At 60.5% G+C, this 14049-nt stretch carries 13 protein-coding genes; 8 read left to right on the plus strand and 5 right to left on the minus strand.

Features of this window, described 5'->3' with window-relative positions:
• Positions 1-82: 82 nt before the first annotated feature.
• Together CAF76_RS19250 and CAF76_RS19255 are read right to left on the minus strand one after the other, a co-directional pair.
• Positions 83-262 (minus strand): hypothetical protein, encoded by a 180-nt coding sequence (locus CAF76_RS19250; RefSeq protein ID WP_085648078.1) that lies wholly within the window; start codon positions 260-262, stop codon positions 83-85.
• A gap of 68 nt (positions 263-330) precedes the next feature.
• Positions 331-918: a TIGR00730 family Rossman fold protein gene (locus CAF76_RS19255; protein WP_064593125.1), complete on the minus strand. Its 588-nt coding sequence runs from the start codon at positions 916-918 to the stop codon at positions 331-333.
• Between the two features lie 340 nt (positions 919-1258).
• Between CAF76_RS19255 and azu the strand changes: the two genes are divergently transcribed.
• Positions 1259-1705 carry an azurin gene (gene azu / locus CAF76_RS19260; protein WP_064593127.1) on the plus strand — a complete coding sequence of 149 codons (447 nt, stop codon included), beginning with the start codon at positions 1259-1261 and terminating at the stop codon, positions 1703-1705.
• Between the two features lie 54 nt (positions 1706-1759).
• Here azu and nadE read toward each other — a convergent pair whose 3' ends face one another.
• The 3 genes from nadE to CAF76_RS19275 all read right to left on the minus strand — a co-directional run bounded on the left by nadE (position 1760) and on the right by CAF76_RS19275 (position 4934).
• Positions 1760-2587 carry an ammonia-dependent NAD(+) synthetase gene (nadE, locus tag CAF76_RS19265; protein ID WP_085648079.1) on the minus strand — a complete coding sequence of 276 codons (828 nt, stop codon included), beginning with the start codon at positions 2585-2587 and terminating at the stop codon, positions 1760-1762.
• Between the two features lie 4 nt (positions 2588-2591).
• Positions 2592-3815 (minus strand): nicotinate phosphoribosyltransferase, encoded by a 1224-nt coding sequence (gene pncB, locus CAF76_RS19270; RefSeq protein ID WP_085648080.1) that lies wholly within the window; start codon positions 3813-3815, stop codon positions 2592-2594.
• Between the two features lie 216 nt (positions 3816-4031).
• A complete protein-coding gene (locus tag CAF76_RS19275; RefSeq protein WP_085648081.1) occupies positions 4032-4934 on the minus strand; it encodes a LysR family transcriptional regulator in 903 nt (300 codons plus the stop codon).
• Between the two features lie 161 nt (positions 4935-5095).
• Here CAF76_RS19275 and CAF76_RS19280 point away from each other — a divergent pair, with 161 nt between their 5' ends.
• The 7 genes from CAF76_RS19280 to CAF76_RS19310 all read left to right on the plus strand — a co-directional run bounded on the left by CAF76_RS19280 (position 5096) and on the right by CAF76_RS19310 (position 13587).
• Positions 5096-6586: an aldehyde dehydrogenase family protein gene (locus tag CAF76_RS19280; RefSeq protein WP_064379117.1), complete on the plus strand. Its 1491-nt coding sequence runs from the start codon at positions 5096-5098 to the stop codon at positions 6584-6586.
• Positions 6587-6761: 175 nt separating this feature from the next.
• Entirely contained in the window at positions 6762-8045 is a 1284-nt protein-coding gene (locus CAF76_RS19285; RefSeq protein WP_085648082.1) for an FAD-binding oxidoreductase, read from the plus strand.
• Between the two features lie 364 nt (positions 8046-8409).
• The gene (locus CAF76_RS19290) at positions 8410-9543 is read left to right on the plus strand and encodes an ABC transporter substrate-binding protein (protein WP_039766703.1); all 1134 of its coding nucleotides are present in this window, start codon (positions 8410-8412) and stop codon (positions 9541-9543) included.
• Positions 9544-9785: 242 nt separating this feature from the next.
• Positions 9786-10700 (plus strand): branched-chain amino acid ABC transporter permease, encoded by a 915-nt coding sequence (locus tag CAF76_RS19295; protein ID WP_039766704.1) that lies wholly within the window; start codon positions 9786-9788, stop codon positions 10698-10700.
• Between the two features lie 3 nt (positions 10701-10703).
• Positions 10704-12005, plus strand: coding sequence for a high-affinity branched-chain amino acid ABC transporter permease LivM (gene livM / locus CAF76_RS19300; RefSeq protein WP_085648083.1), 1302 nt, complete (start codon positions 10704-10706; stop codon positions 12003-12005).
• Positions 12002-12874, plus strand: coding sequence for an ATP-binding cassette domain-containing protein (locus CAF76_RS19305; RefSeq protein WP_064593137.1), 873 nt, complete (start codon positions 12002-12004; stop codon positions 12872-12874). Before livM ends, CAF76_RS19305 begins: the two co-directional genes overlap by 4 nt.
• Positions 12871-13587 (plus strand): ABC transporter ATP-binding protein, encoded by a 717-nt coding sequence (locus tag CAF76_RS19310; protein ID WP_011332208.1) that lies wholly within the window; start codon positions 12871-12873, stop codon positions 13585-13587. The genes CAF76_RS19305 and CAF76_RS19310 overlap by 4 nt, the downstream gene beginning before the upstream one ends.
• Positions 13588-14049 lie beyond the last annotated feature (462 nt).

Consider the following 14049-nt stretch of genomic DNA (forward strand, 5'->3'; position numbering starts at 1 on the left):
TCACATCCATAGTGAATGTCACGACGCTTTCGCGAGCATGCCCGCTCCCACAGGGATTGTGTTCAAGGTTTCAGCAATTTGCTCAGGCGTCGGGCGCCGGGTCTTTCGGTGCCTCAACATCATCATCGGTCGCCACTTCACCGTCAGGGTTCAGTGCCGCTTCTTCAGCCATCTGTTTCTTGCGCTGAAGCTTTTCCTCTTTCTTCTGTTCCTTGGCCAAGTCACGTTGACGTTTGGCGAAGGAGTAATTGGGTTTGGCCATGGGCGATCCTCTGGGGTCGAAGGTGAGGTTGAGCGGCGCGTATTCTGCCCTGTATCGGTGCCCGGCGGTTAATCGGGTTTCTGGTCGACCCACTTGGGCGTGACGGTGGGCTTCCAGTGGTCGAGAGCCTCGAGCAGCGTTTGCGGCGATTCACTCACTTGCAGCATGTCACGGTGCGGCGCACGAACGAAGCCTTCGCCGACGATGTGATCGAGAAATGCAGTGAGTTTGCTGTAGAAACCATTCACTTCCAGCAGGCCCAGCGGCTTGCCGTGATAGCCGAGCTGGCCCCAGGTCCAGACTTCGAACAACTCTTCCAGGGTGCCGAGGCCACCGGGCAGGGCGATGAATGCATCGCTGAGTTCGGCCATCCGCGCCTTGCGGGCGTGCATGCCGTCGACCACTTCCAGGCGCGTCAGGCTCTTGTGACCGATTTCCTTGTCCATCAGGCTCTGCGGGATGATGCCGATCACTTCGCCGCCGGCCGCCAGTGCAGCGTCGGCGACAATCCCCATCAGGCCGACAGCGCCACCGCCGTAGACCAGCGTCAGCTTACGCTCGGCGATAGCTGTGCCGAGGGCGATGGCGGCTTCGGTGTACGCCGGAGTGGTGCCGGCGTTGGCACCGCAAAATACACAAACGGATGTGAGAGACATGCCTTCCTCCTGGGTCAATCGGTCACAGGGTAATGGCTGGCACGTCTTGATCCAAGGGCTAGACTTCGCGTTTCGGGGTTTCACAGGTACCGCTGGCGCCACAGGCGTAAGCAGCGAGCAGACTGCACAACAGGCTGTTGAAGGACATGACGGATGCTCCAGATGAGTGTCGAGCCCTGAAGATACGGCCCGGCCAAACGTCTGGCTGTTAGATTGTTTCGATGAGTGTCATAGCCTGGAAGTTGTATACAATTTTTGACTCAAGTCATAGGAACTTGCGAAGATTTCAGGCAGTCTTCCAACCATTCGTGTTTTGTTAACCCTGCCTTGGAGATTCACCATGTTTTCCAAAGTTGTTGCGGTATCCCTGCTGGCGCTGGCCAGCAGCCAATTGATGGCTGCCGAGTGCAAAACCACCGTTGACTCCACCGACCAGATGTCCTTCAACACCAAGGCCATCGAAATCGACAAGAGCTGCAAGACCTTCACCGTCGAGCTGACCCACTCCGGCAGCCTGCCGAAGAACGTCATGGGCCATAACCTGGTGATCAGCAAAGAAGCCGACATGCAGCCGATCGCCACCGACGGCCTGGCCGCCGGCATCGACAAGAACTACCTGAAGGACGGTGACGAGCGCGTCATCGCTCACACCAAGATCATCGGCGCCAAGGAAACCGACTCGGTGACCTTCGACGTGTCCAAGCTCAAGGCTGACGAGAAGTACGGCTTCTTCTGCTCGTTCCCGGGCCACATCTCGATGATGAAAGGCACCGTGACCCTGAAGTAAGCAACACACGGTCAAAAAAAGCGTCCCGAAGGACGCTTTTTTTATGCCCTGGATTCAAGGCGCAAACGGCATCACGCGTTTGTGATGAGTCTTTTTGTAGGTGTTGACGATGATGTCGAACGCTTCCTGACGCACCGGCTCGCCGTGCAGGAACGCGTCGATCTCGGCGTAGGTCACGCCGTGGGAGGCTTCATCCGGCTTGCCCGGCGACAGGTCTTCCAGATCCGCCGTCGGCACTTTTTCCACCAGCGATTCCGGTGCGCCAAAGCTGCGGGCGATGGCCCGGACCTGGTTTTTCACCAGACCGCTGAGCGGGGCCAGGTCGCAGGCGCCGTCACCGAACTTGGTGAAGAAACCCATCACCGCTTCCGCCGCGTGGTCGGTGCCGATCACCAGACCATGGGCCGCGCCGGCGATGGTGTACTGGGCGACCATGCGCATCCGCGCCTTGGTGTTGCCGAGCACGAAATCCACCGACACCGCGTGCTTGCCTTCGAAGGCAGCGACTTCGCTGGCCAGGGACTTCACTGCCGGGCCGATGTTGACGGTGTGGCGCTCGTCCGGGGCGATGAAGTCCACCGAAGCCTGGGCGTCGTGTTCGTCGAACTGCACGTCGTACGGCAGGCGCACGGCGATAAACTTGTAGGCCTCGTCACCGGTGCGTTCGCGCAGTTCACGCATGGCGCGCTGGGCCAGCAGGCCGGCGGTCAGCGAATCGACCCCGCCGCTGATGCCCAGCACCAGGGTCTTGAGTCCGGAACTGGTCAGGCAATCCTGGATGAAGGTGATGCGGCGGGCGACTTCCGCTTCGAGGGCCTGGTGATCGGCGAACGGCGGCTGAACGTTGAGCTGTTCAGCAATCTCACGCTGTACGGCTTGCATGAATTCACTCCTTGCTGGAAAGGCTGGAAACGGCAGGAACCTGGAAAACGTGTCGCAAGTAGGCGACGAAATTCGGGTCTTTGCAGTGGGTCTTGCCCGGCTCGTCGGAGATCTTCGCCACCGGTTGGCCGTTGCAGGCGGTCATTTTAAGCACGATGCTCATCGGTTCGACACCCGGAATGTCACAGGTCAGGTTGGTGCCGATGCCGAAGCTGACATTGATCCGACCACGCAGCGCCCGGAAGATCTCCAGCGACTTGGGCAGGGTCAGGCTGTCGGAGAACACCAACGTCTTGCTCATCGGGTCGATGCCGAGCTTGTGGTAGTGGGCGATGCATTTTTCGCCCCACAGCACCGGGTCCCCGGAGTCGTGGCGCAGACCGTCGAACAGCTTGGCGAAGAACAGATCGAAATCGCCGAGGAAGGCATCGGTAGTGATGCAGTCCGTGAGGGCGATTCCCAGCAAACCGCGATATTCCCGGACCCAGCAATCGAGGGCGGCGATCTGGCTGTCGATCAGTCTCGGGCCGAGTTGCTGGTGGGCCATGATCCACTCGTGGGCCATGGTGCCCAGCGGTTTCATGTCCAGTTCGCGGGACAAGTGCACGTTGCTGGTGCCGACGAAACGCCCTGGGAAATCGTGCTTGAGCACGTTCACCACTTCTTCCTGCACGCGGTAGGAAAATCTGCGACGTGTGCCGAAATCGGCGACCTGCAATTGCGAAAGCTCTTCGGCCGAGGCATTGGCGGTCAGCCAGTCGAACTTGCGATACAGCTGTTCGCGGGCCTGCTCCAGCAGCGTTTCACGGTAGCGATAGCGGTTGCGCACTTCGCTGACGATCGCCAGCAGCGGCACTTCAAACAGAATCACGTGCAGCCACGGCCCGCGCAGGCGGATGAACAACTCGCCGTTCTCGATGCCGGTGTGCAGGTAGCGCAGGTTGAAACGGAACAGACCGAGGAACCGCAGGAAATCCGGCTTGAGGAACGAGATGCGCTCGAGAAAACTCAACTGATCGGCGCTCAGGCTCAACTCGGCCAGACGCTCGACCTGGAAGCGGATCTCCGCCAAATAAGGGCGCAGATCCTCACTGTTACGGCAACGGAACTCCCATTCGACTTCGACGTTGGGGTAGTTGTGCAGCACCGCCTGCATCATCGTCAGTTTGTAGAAGTCGGTGTCGAGCAGGTTCTGCACGATGCGATCGGCAAACACACTCTCGCTCATAAAGGGGTCTCCAGGCGGGCCGCGCGGTGGGCGCGGTATCAATCAATGGCGCTAGTGGCGCATATCCGGGGTGGGGATTGCCAGCGATTTTTTGACCGCCACAGATCCCTGTGGGAGCGAGCCTGCTCCGGGCGGCGATCCGACGATAGCGTTTCTCCAGTCAACATCGAATGTGAATGTAGCGCCCCCTTCGCGAGCAGGCTCGCTCCCACATTTTCAAGCATCGGGACTGTCGATCTGCTCCAGCATCCACTTCACGAAATCCCGCACCTTGGGCACTTCCGCCGCGTGTTCCGGGTAGGCCAGGTAATAGGCGTCGGTGCTGGGCATCGCATGCTGCCAGGGAATGACCAGTTTGCCGTCGGCCAATTCCTCTTCCACCAGAAACCTCGGCAGCAGGGCGACGCCGCAGCCGACCTGGGCGGCGCGGATGCACATATAAAAGGTTTCGAAGCGCGGGCCGTGGTAGCTGTGTTCGGTCTGGTAGCCCTGGCTGTCGAACCAGTCGTGCCACGCTTGCGGGCGCGAAGCATTCTGCAGCAGGACCAGATCGGTGAGTTGCGTTGCATCAGTCAACGGAGTGTCCGGCAGGCTACTCGGTGCGCAGACCGGCACCAGTTCTTCGCCGAACAGCTTCAGGCACTCGGTGCCGGGGCGCGAACCCTGGCCGAAATAGAACGCCAGGTCGCTGCGCCCTTGCAGCAGATCATCCGCTTCTTGCTCGTTGCAAAGGTCCAGATGAATCGACGGATGACGCAGACGCCAGCCCTTGAGGCGTGGCACCAGCCAGCGAGCGCCGAAGGTCGAGGGCGTAGAGACGCGCAGGACTTCGGTTTCGCCGCCGTAGGAGCGCAGGTAATGGGTCGACATTTCGACCTGGGTCAGGATTTTTCTGACTTCCACCAGGTACAGATCGCCGGCCGGGGTCATCTGCAAACGGCGGCGAACCCGACGGAACAACAAGTGCTGTAACAATTCTTCGAGCTGCGCCACCTGCTTGCTGACGGCGCTCTGGGTCAGGTTCAGTTCCTCGGCGGCCCGAGTGAAACTCAGGTGCCGGGTCACGGCCTCGAAGCACTGCAACGCGGTGATCGACGGCAAGTGGCGTTTGTTCAGCATGGGCGTTCCTTTTCTTGTCTTTCTGCGCAGCATGAATAAACGGAATGATATCTCGCGTAAAGGTCGTTTGTTGCACAGCCTTCCTGACGCTACAACTAAAGGTCTGCCCGGTCGTGAAAACGCGCCCGCACACATTCAGTTTTTTGCTTGAGGAGTGACCCATGGTTGCCGCATTGCTTGATCGTCTAGGTGTGAACCCTGCCCTGTACCAGAACGGCAAAGTGCCGGTGCATTCGCCCATCGACGGCAGCCGCATCGGCGCCGTGAACTGGGAAGGCCCGGCCGAAGTCGAGCAGCACATCAGTCGCGCAGATCATGCGTTCGAACATTGGCGCAAGGTGCCGGCCCCGCGTCGTGGCGAACTGGTGCGTCAGTTCGGCGAAGTGCTGCGTGAATACAAGACCGAGCTCGGCGAACTGGTTTCCTGGGAGGCCGGCAAGATTACTCAGGAAGGCTTGGGTGAAGTGCAGGAGATGATCGACATCTGCGATTTCGCCGTCGGCCTGTCCCGCCAGTTGTACGGCTTGACCATCGCCTCCGAGCGTCCGGGCCACCACATGCGTGAAACCTGGCACCCGCTTGGAGTGGTCGGCGTGATCAGTGCGTTCAACTTCCCGGTCGCGGTATGGGCGTGGAACACCACGCTGGCGCTGGTCTGCGGCAACCCGGTGGTGTGGAAACCATCGGAGAAAACTCCGCTGACCGCGCTGGCCTGTCAGGCGCTGTTCGAGCGCGTACTGAAGAACTTCAGCGATGCCCCGGCGCACCTGAGCCAGGTGATCATCGGCGGTCGCGATGCCGGCGAAGCGCTGGTGGATGACCCGCGTGTCGCGCTGATCAGCGCCACCGGCAGCACCCGCATGGGCCGCGAAGTGGCGCCGAAAGTTGCCGCACGCTTCGCTCGCAGCATTCTCGAACTGGGCGGCAACAACGCGATGATCCTCGGCCCGAGCGCCGATCTGGACATGGCCGTGCGCGCCATTCTGTTCAGCGCCGTCGGCACCGCCGGTCAACGTTGCACCACGTTGCGTCGCCTGATCGCCCATGAGTCGGTGAAGGAAGAGATCGTCACCCGACTGAAAGCCGCGTACTCCAAAGTCCGCATCGGCCACCCGCTGGAAGGCAACCTGATCGGCCCGCTGATCGACAAGCACAGCTTCGAAAACATGCAGGACGCGCTGGAGCAGGCGTTGAGCGAGGGCGGTCGGGTGTTCGGCGGCAAGCGCCAACTGGAAGACCAATTCCCTAACGCCTACTACGTGTCGCCGGCCATCGTTGAAATGCCGGAGCAGAGCGACGTGGTTTGCAGCGAGACCTTCGCACCGATCCTGTACGTGGTCGGCTACAGCGATTTCGAAGAGGCGCTGCGTCTGAACAACGCCGTGCCGCAGGGCCTGTCGTCGTGCATCTTCACCACCGATGTGCGCGAGGCCGAGAAATTCATGTCGGCGGTCGGCAGCGATTGCGGCATCGCCAACGTCAACATCGGTCCGAGCGGCGCGGAAATCGGCGGCGCGTTTGGTGGCGAGAAAGAGACGGGCGGTGGTCGTGAGTCGGGCTCGGATGCATGGCGCGCGTACATGCGCCGGCAGACCAATACCGTGAACTACTCGCTGGAGTTGCCGCTGGCGCAGGGCATTACGTTCGACTGATCCCTTCGGTCAAGTGGAGATCCCCTTGTGATCGTTCCCACGCTCTGCGTGGGAATGCTGCACCGAACGCTCCGCGTTCGCTTTCGGGACGCAGAGCGTCCCTGACTGCGTTCCCACGCAGAGCGTGGGAACGATCTCTTAGGTGTGTTTGGCAGGTTTCTGTTGGAGTCTGGCAATGCCGTTACGCGAAGAATGTCTGTGGGAAAAACTCACGCCGCAACGCCCGGATAACACGGCGCTCAGGGGCGAGGTCAAGGTTGATGTCTGCGTGATCGGCGCCGGGTTCACCGGACTGTCGGCGGCGCTGCATCTGTTGGAAAAGGGCAAGAGCGTCTGCGTGCTCGAAGCCCATCGCGCCGGGCATGGCGGCTCCGGGCGCAACGTCGGGCTGGTCAACGCCGGGATGTGGATTCCACCGGACGAGATCGAGGCGGGATTCGGCGAGGCGGTCGGCAGTCAGCTCAACCGCATGCTCGGGGCGGCGCCGGCGCTGGTGTTCAGCCTTGTGGATAAATACAACATCGATTGCCAGTTGCGCCGCGAAGGCACCCTGCACATGGCACATAACGCCAAGGGTGAGGCGGATCTGCGCAGTCGCGAAGAACAATGGAAGCGCCGCGGTGCGCCGGTCGACCTGCTGACCGGCAAGGCCTGTGAACAGGCGACCGGAACGCAGAAGATTGCCGCCGCATTGCTCGACCGGCGCGCCGGTACGCTCAACCCGATGGCTTATGTCACCGGGCTGGCCAATGCGGTCATCAGTCTTGGCGGACAGATGTTCGATCACTCCCCGGTCGCGCGTCTTGAACGGCAAGGGCAGAAATGGTCGGTGCAGACCGAGCAGGGTTCGGTGCTCGCCGAGCAGGTGGTGATCGCCTCCAACGCCTACACCGAAGGCGACTGGACCGAACTCAAGCGCAACTTCTTCCCCGGTTACTACTATCAGGTCGCTTCGGTGCCGCTCACCGAAGACGCTGCCCAGGAAATCCTCCCGGGCGGCCAGGGCTCATGGGATACCCGCCAGGTGCTGAGCAGCATCCGCCGCGACAAGGACGGGCGTTTGTTGCTGGGCAGCCTCGGCAACGGCAATCAGAAACCGACATGGTTCCTCAAGGCCTGGGCCGACCGGGTGCAGCAGCATTACTTCCCCAATCTGAAACCCGTGGAGTGGGAATGCACCTGGACCGGGCGCATCGCGTTCACCCCTGATCATTTGATGCGCCTGTTCGAACCGGCGCCGGGACTGGTGGCCGTCACCGGTTACAACGGCCGGGGCGTGACTACCGGCACCGTGGTCGGCAAGGCCTTCGCCGATTACCTGTGTAACGGAAATCCTCAGGCATTGCCGATTCCGTTCGCACCGATGCAGCCGCTGGCGGGTGTGGGTTTGCGCAGTTGTCTGTACGAGGCCGGGTTCTCGCTGTATCACGCGGGCCAGTGCCTGCGGATCGTCATCTGAGTGTTGAAATATGTTGCCGGAAGCGGCGCTTTTCGATGTAGCGACTAGCCTGTAATGGTGCGGGTTGTAGCAGTCCCGCACCAGCAGTGTGCAGTTCGGTGACGCGGGCTGTTACAGGCTGGTTGCACGTTGTTTGGCGCCGCGGTTGCAATGATGGCGCGTGCGGGTTGCGCCTGAAAAAATAAATGGTTTCACCTTCCGCGGTTTAGACGGTTGCACGCCCAATGAAAATGGGAACGAAACAGTCGAAATAACAAGAAAGCAGCGACTTTTTGAAGAATAAAAAACCGATGGCACGGCCCTTGCTCTGAGCATTCAAGTGAAGTCGCAGTGCCAACTAAAAAAAACCTTGGAGCACCACCTCATGTCCCAGACGTTTTACAAGAAAGGCTTTCTGGCCCTCGCAGTGGCTACTGCGCTGGGTGTTTCTGCGTTTGCACAAGCTGATGTGAAAATCGGTGTGGCGGGTCCGATGACGGGCGCCAACGCGGCATTTGGCGAGCAATACATGAAAGGGGCACAAGCGGCGGCCGACGCGGTCAACGCGGCGGGCGGCGTCAACGGGGAGAAGATCGTTCTGGTCAAGGGCGATGACGCTTGCGAGCCGAAACAGGCGGTGACGGTCGCCAAGGACCTCACCAACCAGAAAGTCGCCGGTGTGGTCGGCCACTTCTGCTCGTCCTCGACCATTCCTGCGTCCGAGATCTACGACGAAGCCGGCATCATCGCCATCACGCCGGGTTCCACCAACCCGCAAGTGACCGAGCGCGGCCTGAGCGCCATGTTCCGTATGTGCGGCCGTGACGACCAGCAAGGCATCGTCGCCGGCGATTACATCGTCGACGTGCTCAAGGGCAAGAAAGTCGTCGTGCTGCACGACAAGGACACCTACGGTCAGGGCCTGGCCGATGCCACCAAGGCTCAGCTGGAAAAACGCGGCGTGAAGCCGGTGCTGTACGAAGGCCTGACCCGTGGCGAAAAAGATTTCAGCACCATCGTCACCAAGATCCGTGGCGCCGGTGCCGATGTCGTCTACTTCGGCGGCCTGCACCCGGAAGCCGGCCCGCTGGTTCGCCAACTGCGTGAACAAGGCCTGAAAGACGTCAAGTTCATGTCCGACGACGGCATCGTGACCGACGAACTGGTGACCACCGCCGGTGGCCCGCAGTTCGTCGACGGCGTGTTGATGACCTTCGGTGCCGACCCACGCCTGCTGCCAGACAGCAAGACCGTGGTAGATGCATTCCGCAAGGCTGGCACCGAGCCTGAAGGCTACACCCTGTACGCCTATGCATCGGTTCAGACCCTGGCCGCCGCCTTCAACGGCGCCAAGTCGAACAAGGGCGAGGAGGCCGCTGCCTGGCTGAAGAAGAACCCGGTCAAGACCGTCATGGGCGAGAAGACCTGGGATTCCAAAGGCGACCTGAAGGTCTCCGACTACGTGGTCTACCAGTGGGACAAGGACGGCAAATATCACCAGCTGGAAAAACAGAAGTAAGGGCTGACGCGATCGGCTGACCTCCACTGTTCCATGTGGGAGCGAGCCTGCTCGCGAAGACGGACTGACAGGCAACATCACTGTTGAATGATCAACCGCTTTCGCGAGCAGGCTCGCTCCCACAGGATCCTGCGGTGGTCGGGCTGAATGCGCTCTGACATTGCTCCGACGTAAATCTGTATTTTTCCTAGAAGAACCGCGCGCCTCAGGGTGTGCAGGTTCTCACTGCGTGAGATTGCGTTATGGATGGTATTTTCCTGCAGCAACTGGTCAACGGCCTGACCCTCGGGTCGGTCTATGGCCTGATCGCCATCGGCTACACAATGGTCTACGGCATCATCGGCATGATCAACTTCGCCCACGGCGAGGTTTACATGATTTCTGCTTACCTGGCGGCAATCAGTCTGGCTCTGCTGGCTTACTTCGGTATTGAATCCTTCCCGCTGCTGATGCTCGGCACCCTGGTATTCACCATCGTGATCACGGCGGTGTATGGCTGGGTCATCGAGCGAGTCGCCTACAAACCGCTGCGCAACTCCACCCGACTGGCACCGTTGATCAGCGCCATCGGCATCTCCCTGATCCTGCAGAACTACGCACAGATCGCCCAAGGCGCCAAACAACAGGGCGTTCCCACCCTGCTGACCGGAGCATGGCGAGTCGAAGTCGGTACCGGCTTCGTGCAGCTGACCTACACCAAAGTCTTCATCCTGGTGGCCGCATTCGTCGGCATGGGCCTGCTGACCTACGTCATCAAGTACACCAAGCTCGGGCGCATGTGCCGTGCGACCCAGCAGGACCGCAAAATGGCTTCGATCCTCGGCATCAACACCGACCGGGTGATTTCCTACGTGTTCATCATCGGTGCGGCCATGGCGGCGTTGGCCGGCGTGCTGATCACCATGAACTACGGCACCTTCGACTTCTATGCCGGCTTCATCATCGGCATCAAGGCATTTACCGCGGCGGTACTGGGCGGGATCGGTTCGCTGCCTGGCGCCATGCTCGGCGGGATCATCCTCGGGATCTCCGAGTCGCTGTTCTCGGGCCTGGTCAACTCCGACTACAAAGACGTGTTCAGCTTCTCGCTGCTCGTACTTGTTCTGGTCTTCCGGCCTCAGGGCCTGCTGGGCCGTCCTCTTGTGTCGAAGGTGTAAGCGATGTCTTCAACCACTGCAAAATCCATTGATGTCAAAAAAAGCCTGGTTGAGGCGATTCTCGCCGTTCTGATCGCCCTGATTGTGTTCGGGCCGATCGTCGGCGTCGTACTCGACGGCTACAGCTTCAACCTCGAACCGACCCGCGTGGCGTGGATCATTGCCATCGTCATGGCCGGCCGGTTTGCCCTCAGTCTGTTCCTGCAAACCCCGAAGGGCCTGCGCATTCTCGACGGATTCGAGAGCACCGGTTCCGGCGTACATGTGCTGGCCCCGGACTACAAATCGCGCCTGCGCTGGATCATCCCGCTGATGATCGCCATCGCCGTGGCGTTGCCGTTCTTCTCCAACTCCTACCTGCTGGGCGTGGTCATCCTTGGTTTGATCTACGTGCTGCTGGGGCTGGGACTGAACATCGTGGTCGGTCTGGCCGGCCTGCTCGACCTGGGTTACGTGGCGTTCTACGCCATCGGCGCCTACGGTCTGGCGCTCGGTTATCAGTACCTCGGCCTGGGCTTCTGGACCGTGCTGCCGCTGGCGGCGATCACCGCCGGGCTGGCCGGTTGCATCCTCGGTTTCCCGGTGCTGCGCCTTCACGGCGACTACCTGGCGATCGTGACCCTGGGCTTCGGTGAAATCATTCGTCTGGTGCTCAACAACTGGCTGTCCCTGACCGGTGGCCCGAACGGCATGCCGGCGCCACTGCCGACCTTCTTCGGTCTGGAATTCGGCAAGCGGGCGAAGGATGGCGGGGTGCCGTTCCACGAGTTCTTCGGCATCGCCTACAACCCGGACGTGAAGTACTACTTCATCTATGCGGTGCTGTTCCTGGTGGTACTGGCCGTGCTGTACATCAAGCATCGTCTGGTGAAGATGCCGGTCGGCCGCGCCTGGGAAGCCCTGCGTGAAGACGAGATTGCCTGCCGCTCGATGGGCCTCAACCACGTGCTGGTCAAGCTCTCGGCGTTCACCATCGGTGCATCCACCGCCGGTCTGGCGGGTGTGTTCTTCGCCACCTATCAAGGTTTCGTCAACCCGACCTCGTTCACCTTCTTCGAATCGGCATTGATCCTCGCCATCGTGGTGCTCGGCGGTATGGGCTCGACCATCGGTGTGGTGATCGCAGCGTTCGTGCTGACTGTCGCCCCGGAACTGCTGCGCGGCTTCGCCGAATACCGCGTGCTGCTGTTCGGGATCCTGATGGTGTTGATGATGATCTGGCGACCTCGCGGGCTGATCCGCATCAGCCGTACCGGGGTCACTCCACGCAAAGGTGCCATTCACTATGAGAGGACTGCGCCATGAGTGAAGTCGTACTCTCTGTTGAAAAACTGATGATGCACTTCGGTGGCATCAAGGCCTTGAGCGACGTCAGCCTGAAGGTCAAACGCAACTCGATCTTCGCCCTGATCGGCCCCAACGGCGCCGGCAAGACCACGGTGTTCAACTGCCTGACCGGGTTCTACAAGGCCTCCGGCGGCAAGATCGAACTCAACGTGCGCGGCCGGCAGACCAACGTCATTCAGCTGCTGGGCGAATCGTTCAAGCCGACCGACTTCGTCTCGCCGAAAAACTTCGCCAGCCGCCTGTACTACAAGATGTTCGGCGGCACCCACCTGGTGAACCGCGCGGGCCTGGCCCGGACGTTCCAGAACATTCGCCTGTTCAAGGAAATGTCGGTGCTGGAGAACCTGCTGGTGGCCCAGCACATGTGGGTCAACCGCAACATGCTGGCCGGCATCCTCAATACCAAGGGCTACCGCAAGGCCGAAAGCGACGCGCTGGACTGCGCGTTCTACTGGCTGGAAGTGGTGGATCTGGTGGACTGCGCCAACCGTCTGGCCGGTGAGCTTTCCTACGGCCAGCAACGGCGTCTGGAGATCGCCCGGGCCATGTGCACGCGGCCGCAGATCATCTGCCTCGACGAACCGGCCGCCGGCCTCAACCCTCAGGAAACCGAAGCGCTGAGCGCGATGATCCGGCTGCTGCGCGACGAGCACGATCTGACCGTGGTGCTGATCGAACACGACATGGGCATGGTAATGAGCATTTCCGATCACATTGTGGTGCTGGACCACGGCATCGTCATCGCCGAGGGCGGGCCGGACGCCATTCGTAACGATCCGAAAGTGATCGCGGCCTACCTGGGCGCCGACGAAGAGGAAGTCGTATGACGCAACCCATCCTCGAACTCAAGGATCTGGACGTGTTCTACGGCCCGATCCAGGCCCTCAAAGGTGTTTCGCTGCAGATCAACGAAGGGGAAACCGTCAGCTTGATCGGCTCCAACGGTGCCGGCAAATCCACGCTGCTGATGTCGATCTTCGGCCAGCCACGGGCGGCGGGCGGGCAGATCCTTTATCAGGGCGTGGACATTACCCACAAGTCATCGCACTACATCGCTTCCAACGGCATCGCGCAATCGCCGGAAGGGCGGCGGGTGTTCCCCGACATGACCGTCGAGGAAAACCTGCTGATGGGCACCATTCCGATCGGCGACAAGTACGCCAAGGAAGACATGCAGCGCATGTTCGAGCTGTTCCCGCGGCTCGAGGAGCGCCGTAATCAGCGGGCCATGACCATGTCCGGCGGCGAGCAGCAGATGCTCGCGATCGCCCGGGCGTTGATGAGCCGGCCCAAGCTGTTGCTGCTGGATGAGCCAAGCCTGGGGCTGGCGCCGATCGTGGTCAAACAGATCTTCGCCACCCTGCGGGAACTGGCGAAAACCGGCATGACCATTTTCCTCGTCGAACAGAACGCCAACCATGCGTTGAAGCTGTCCGACCGGGCATACGTGATGGTCAACGGCGAGATCCGCCTGACGGGAACCGGCCAGGAACTGCTGGTGAACGAGGAGGTGCGTAACGCTTACCTCGGCGGTCACTGATCGTTTGAAGTTGTCCACAAGCCCCGATGCGAAAGTGTCGGGGCTTTTTTGCGCCTGCCTGTTCACCGAAGACAGACACATTCGGGAAATTGTGGAAAACAAAATTGCCAACCTGCCAAAGCGCGACATATAGACGCTGCAAATGGCTGTTTTTCCACAGTTTTGACTTGTCCCCGTTTGCTGTGGAGCTGGCTGTGAATAACGTGGGTGTAGCTCGCTGAAAGCCTTGTAAACCGAGGCTTTCAGGGGTGTGGTTGTTTTTTGAGCAGTGTGTTTTTGCTGAAGGGCAGGCCTGTTTGTCAACCTTTTTTATAGGGTACAAAAAGGTGCAGATCGTTGTGGTCAATCCTGTGGATAAGTCTGTGATTAAACTCTGGAAAGACTCGGCTGAGGGCCGTAATTGCTGGCCTCGCGCAATCATGGCCATGACCGGCCGGTCGTGCAAAATGCCCTGCCCGGCAC

This window comes from Pseudomonas sp. B40(2017), from assembly GCF_002112855.1.
Classification (GTDB): domain Bacteria; phylum Pseudomonadota; class Gammaproteobacteria; order Pseudomonadales; family Pseudomonadaceae; genus Aquipseudomonas; species Aquipseudomonas pharyngis.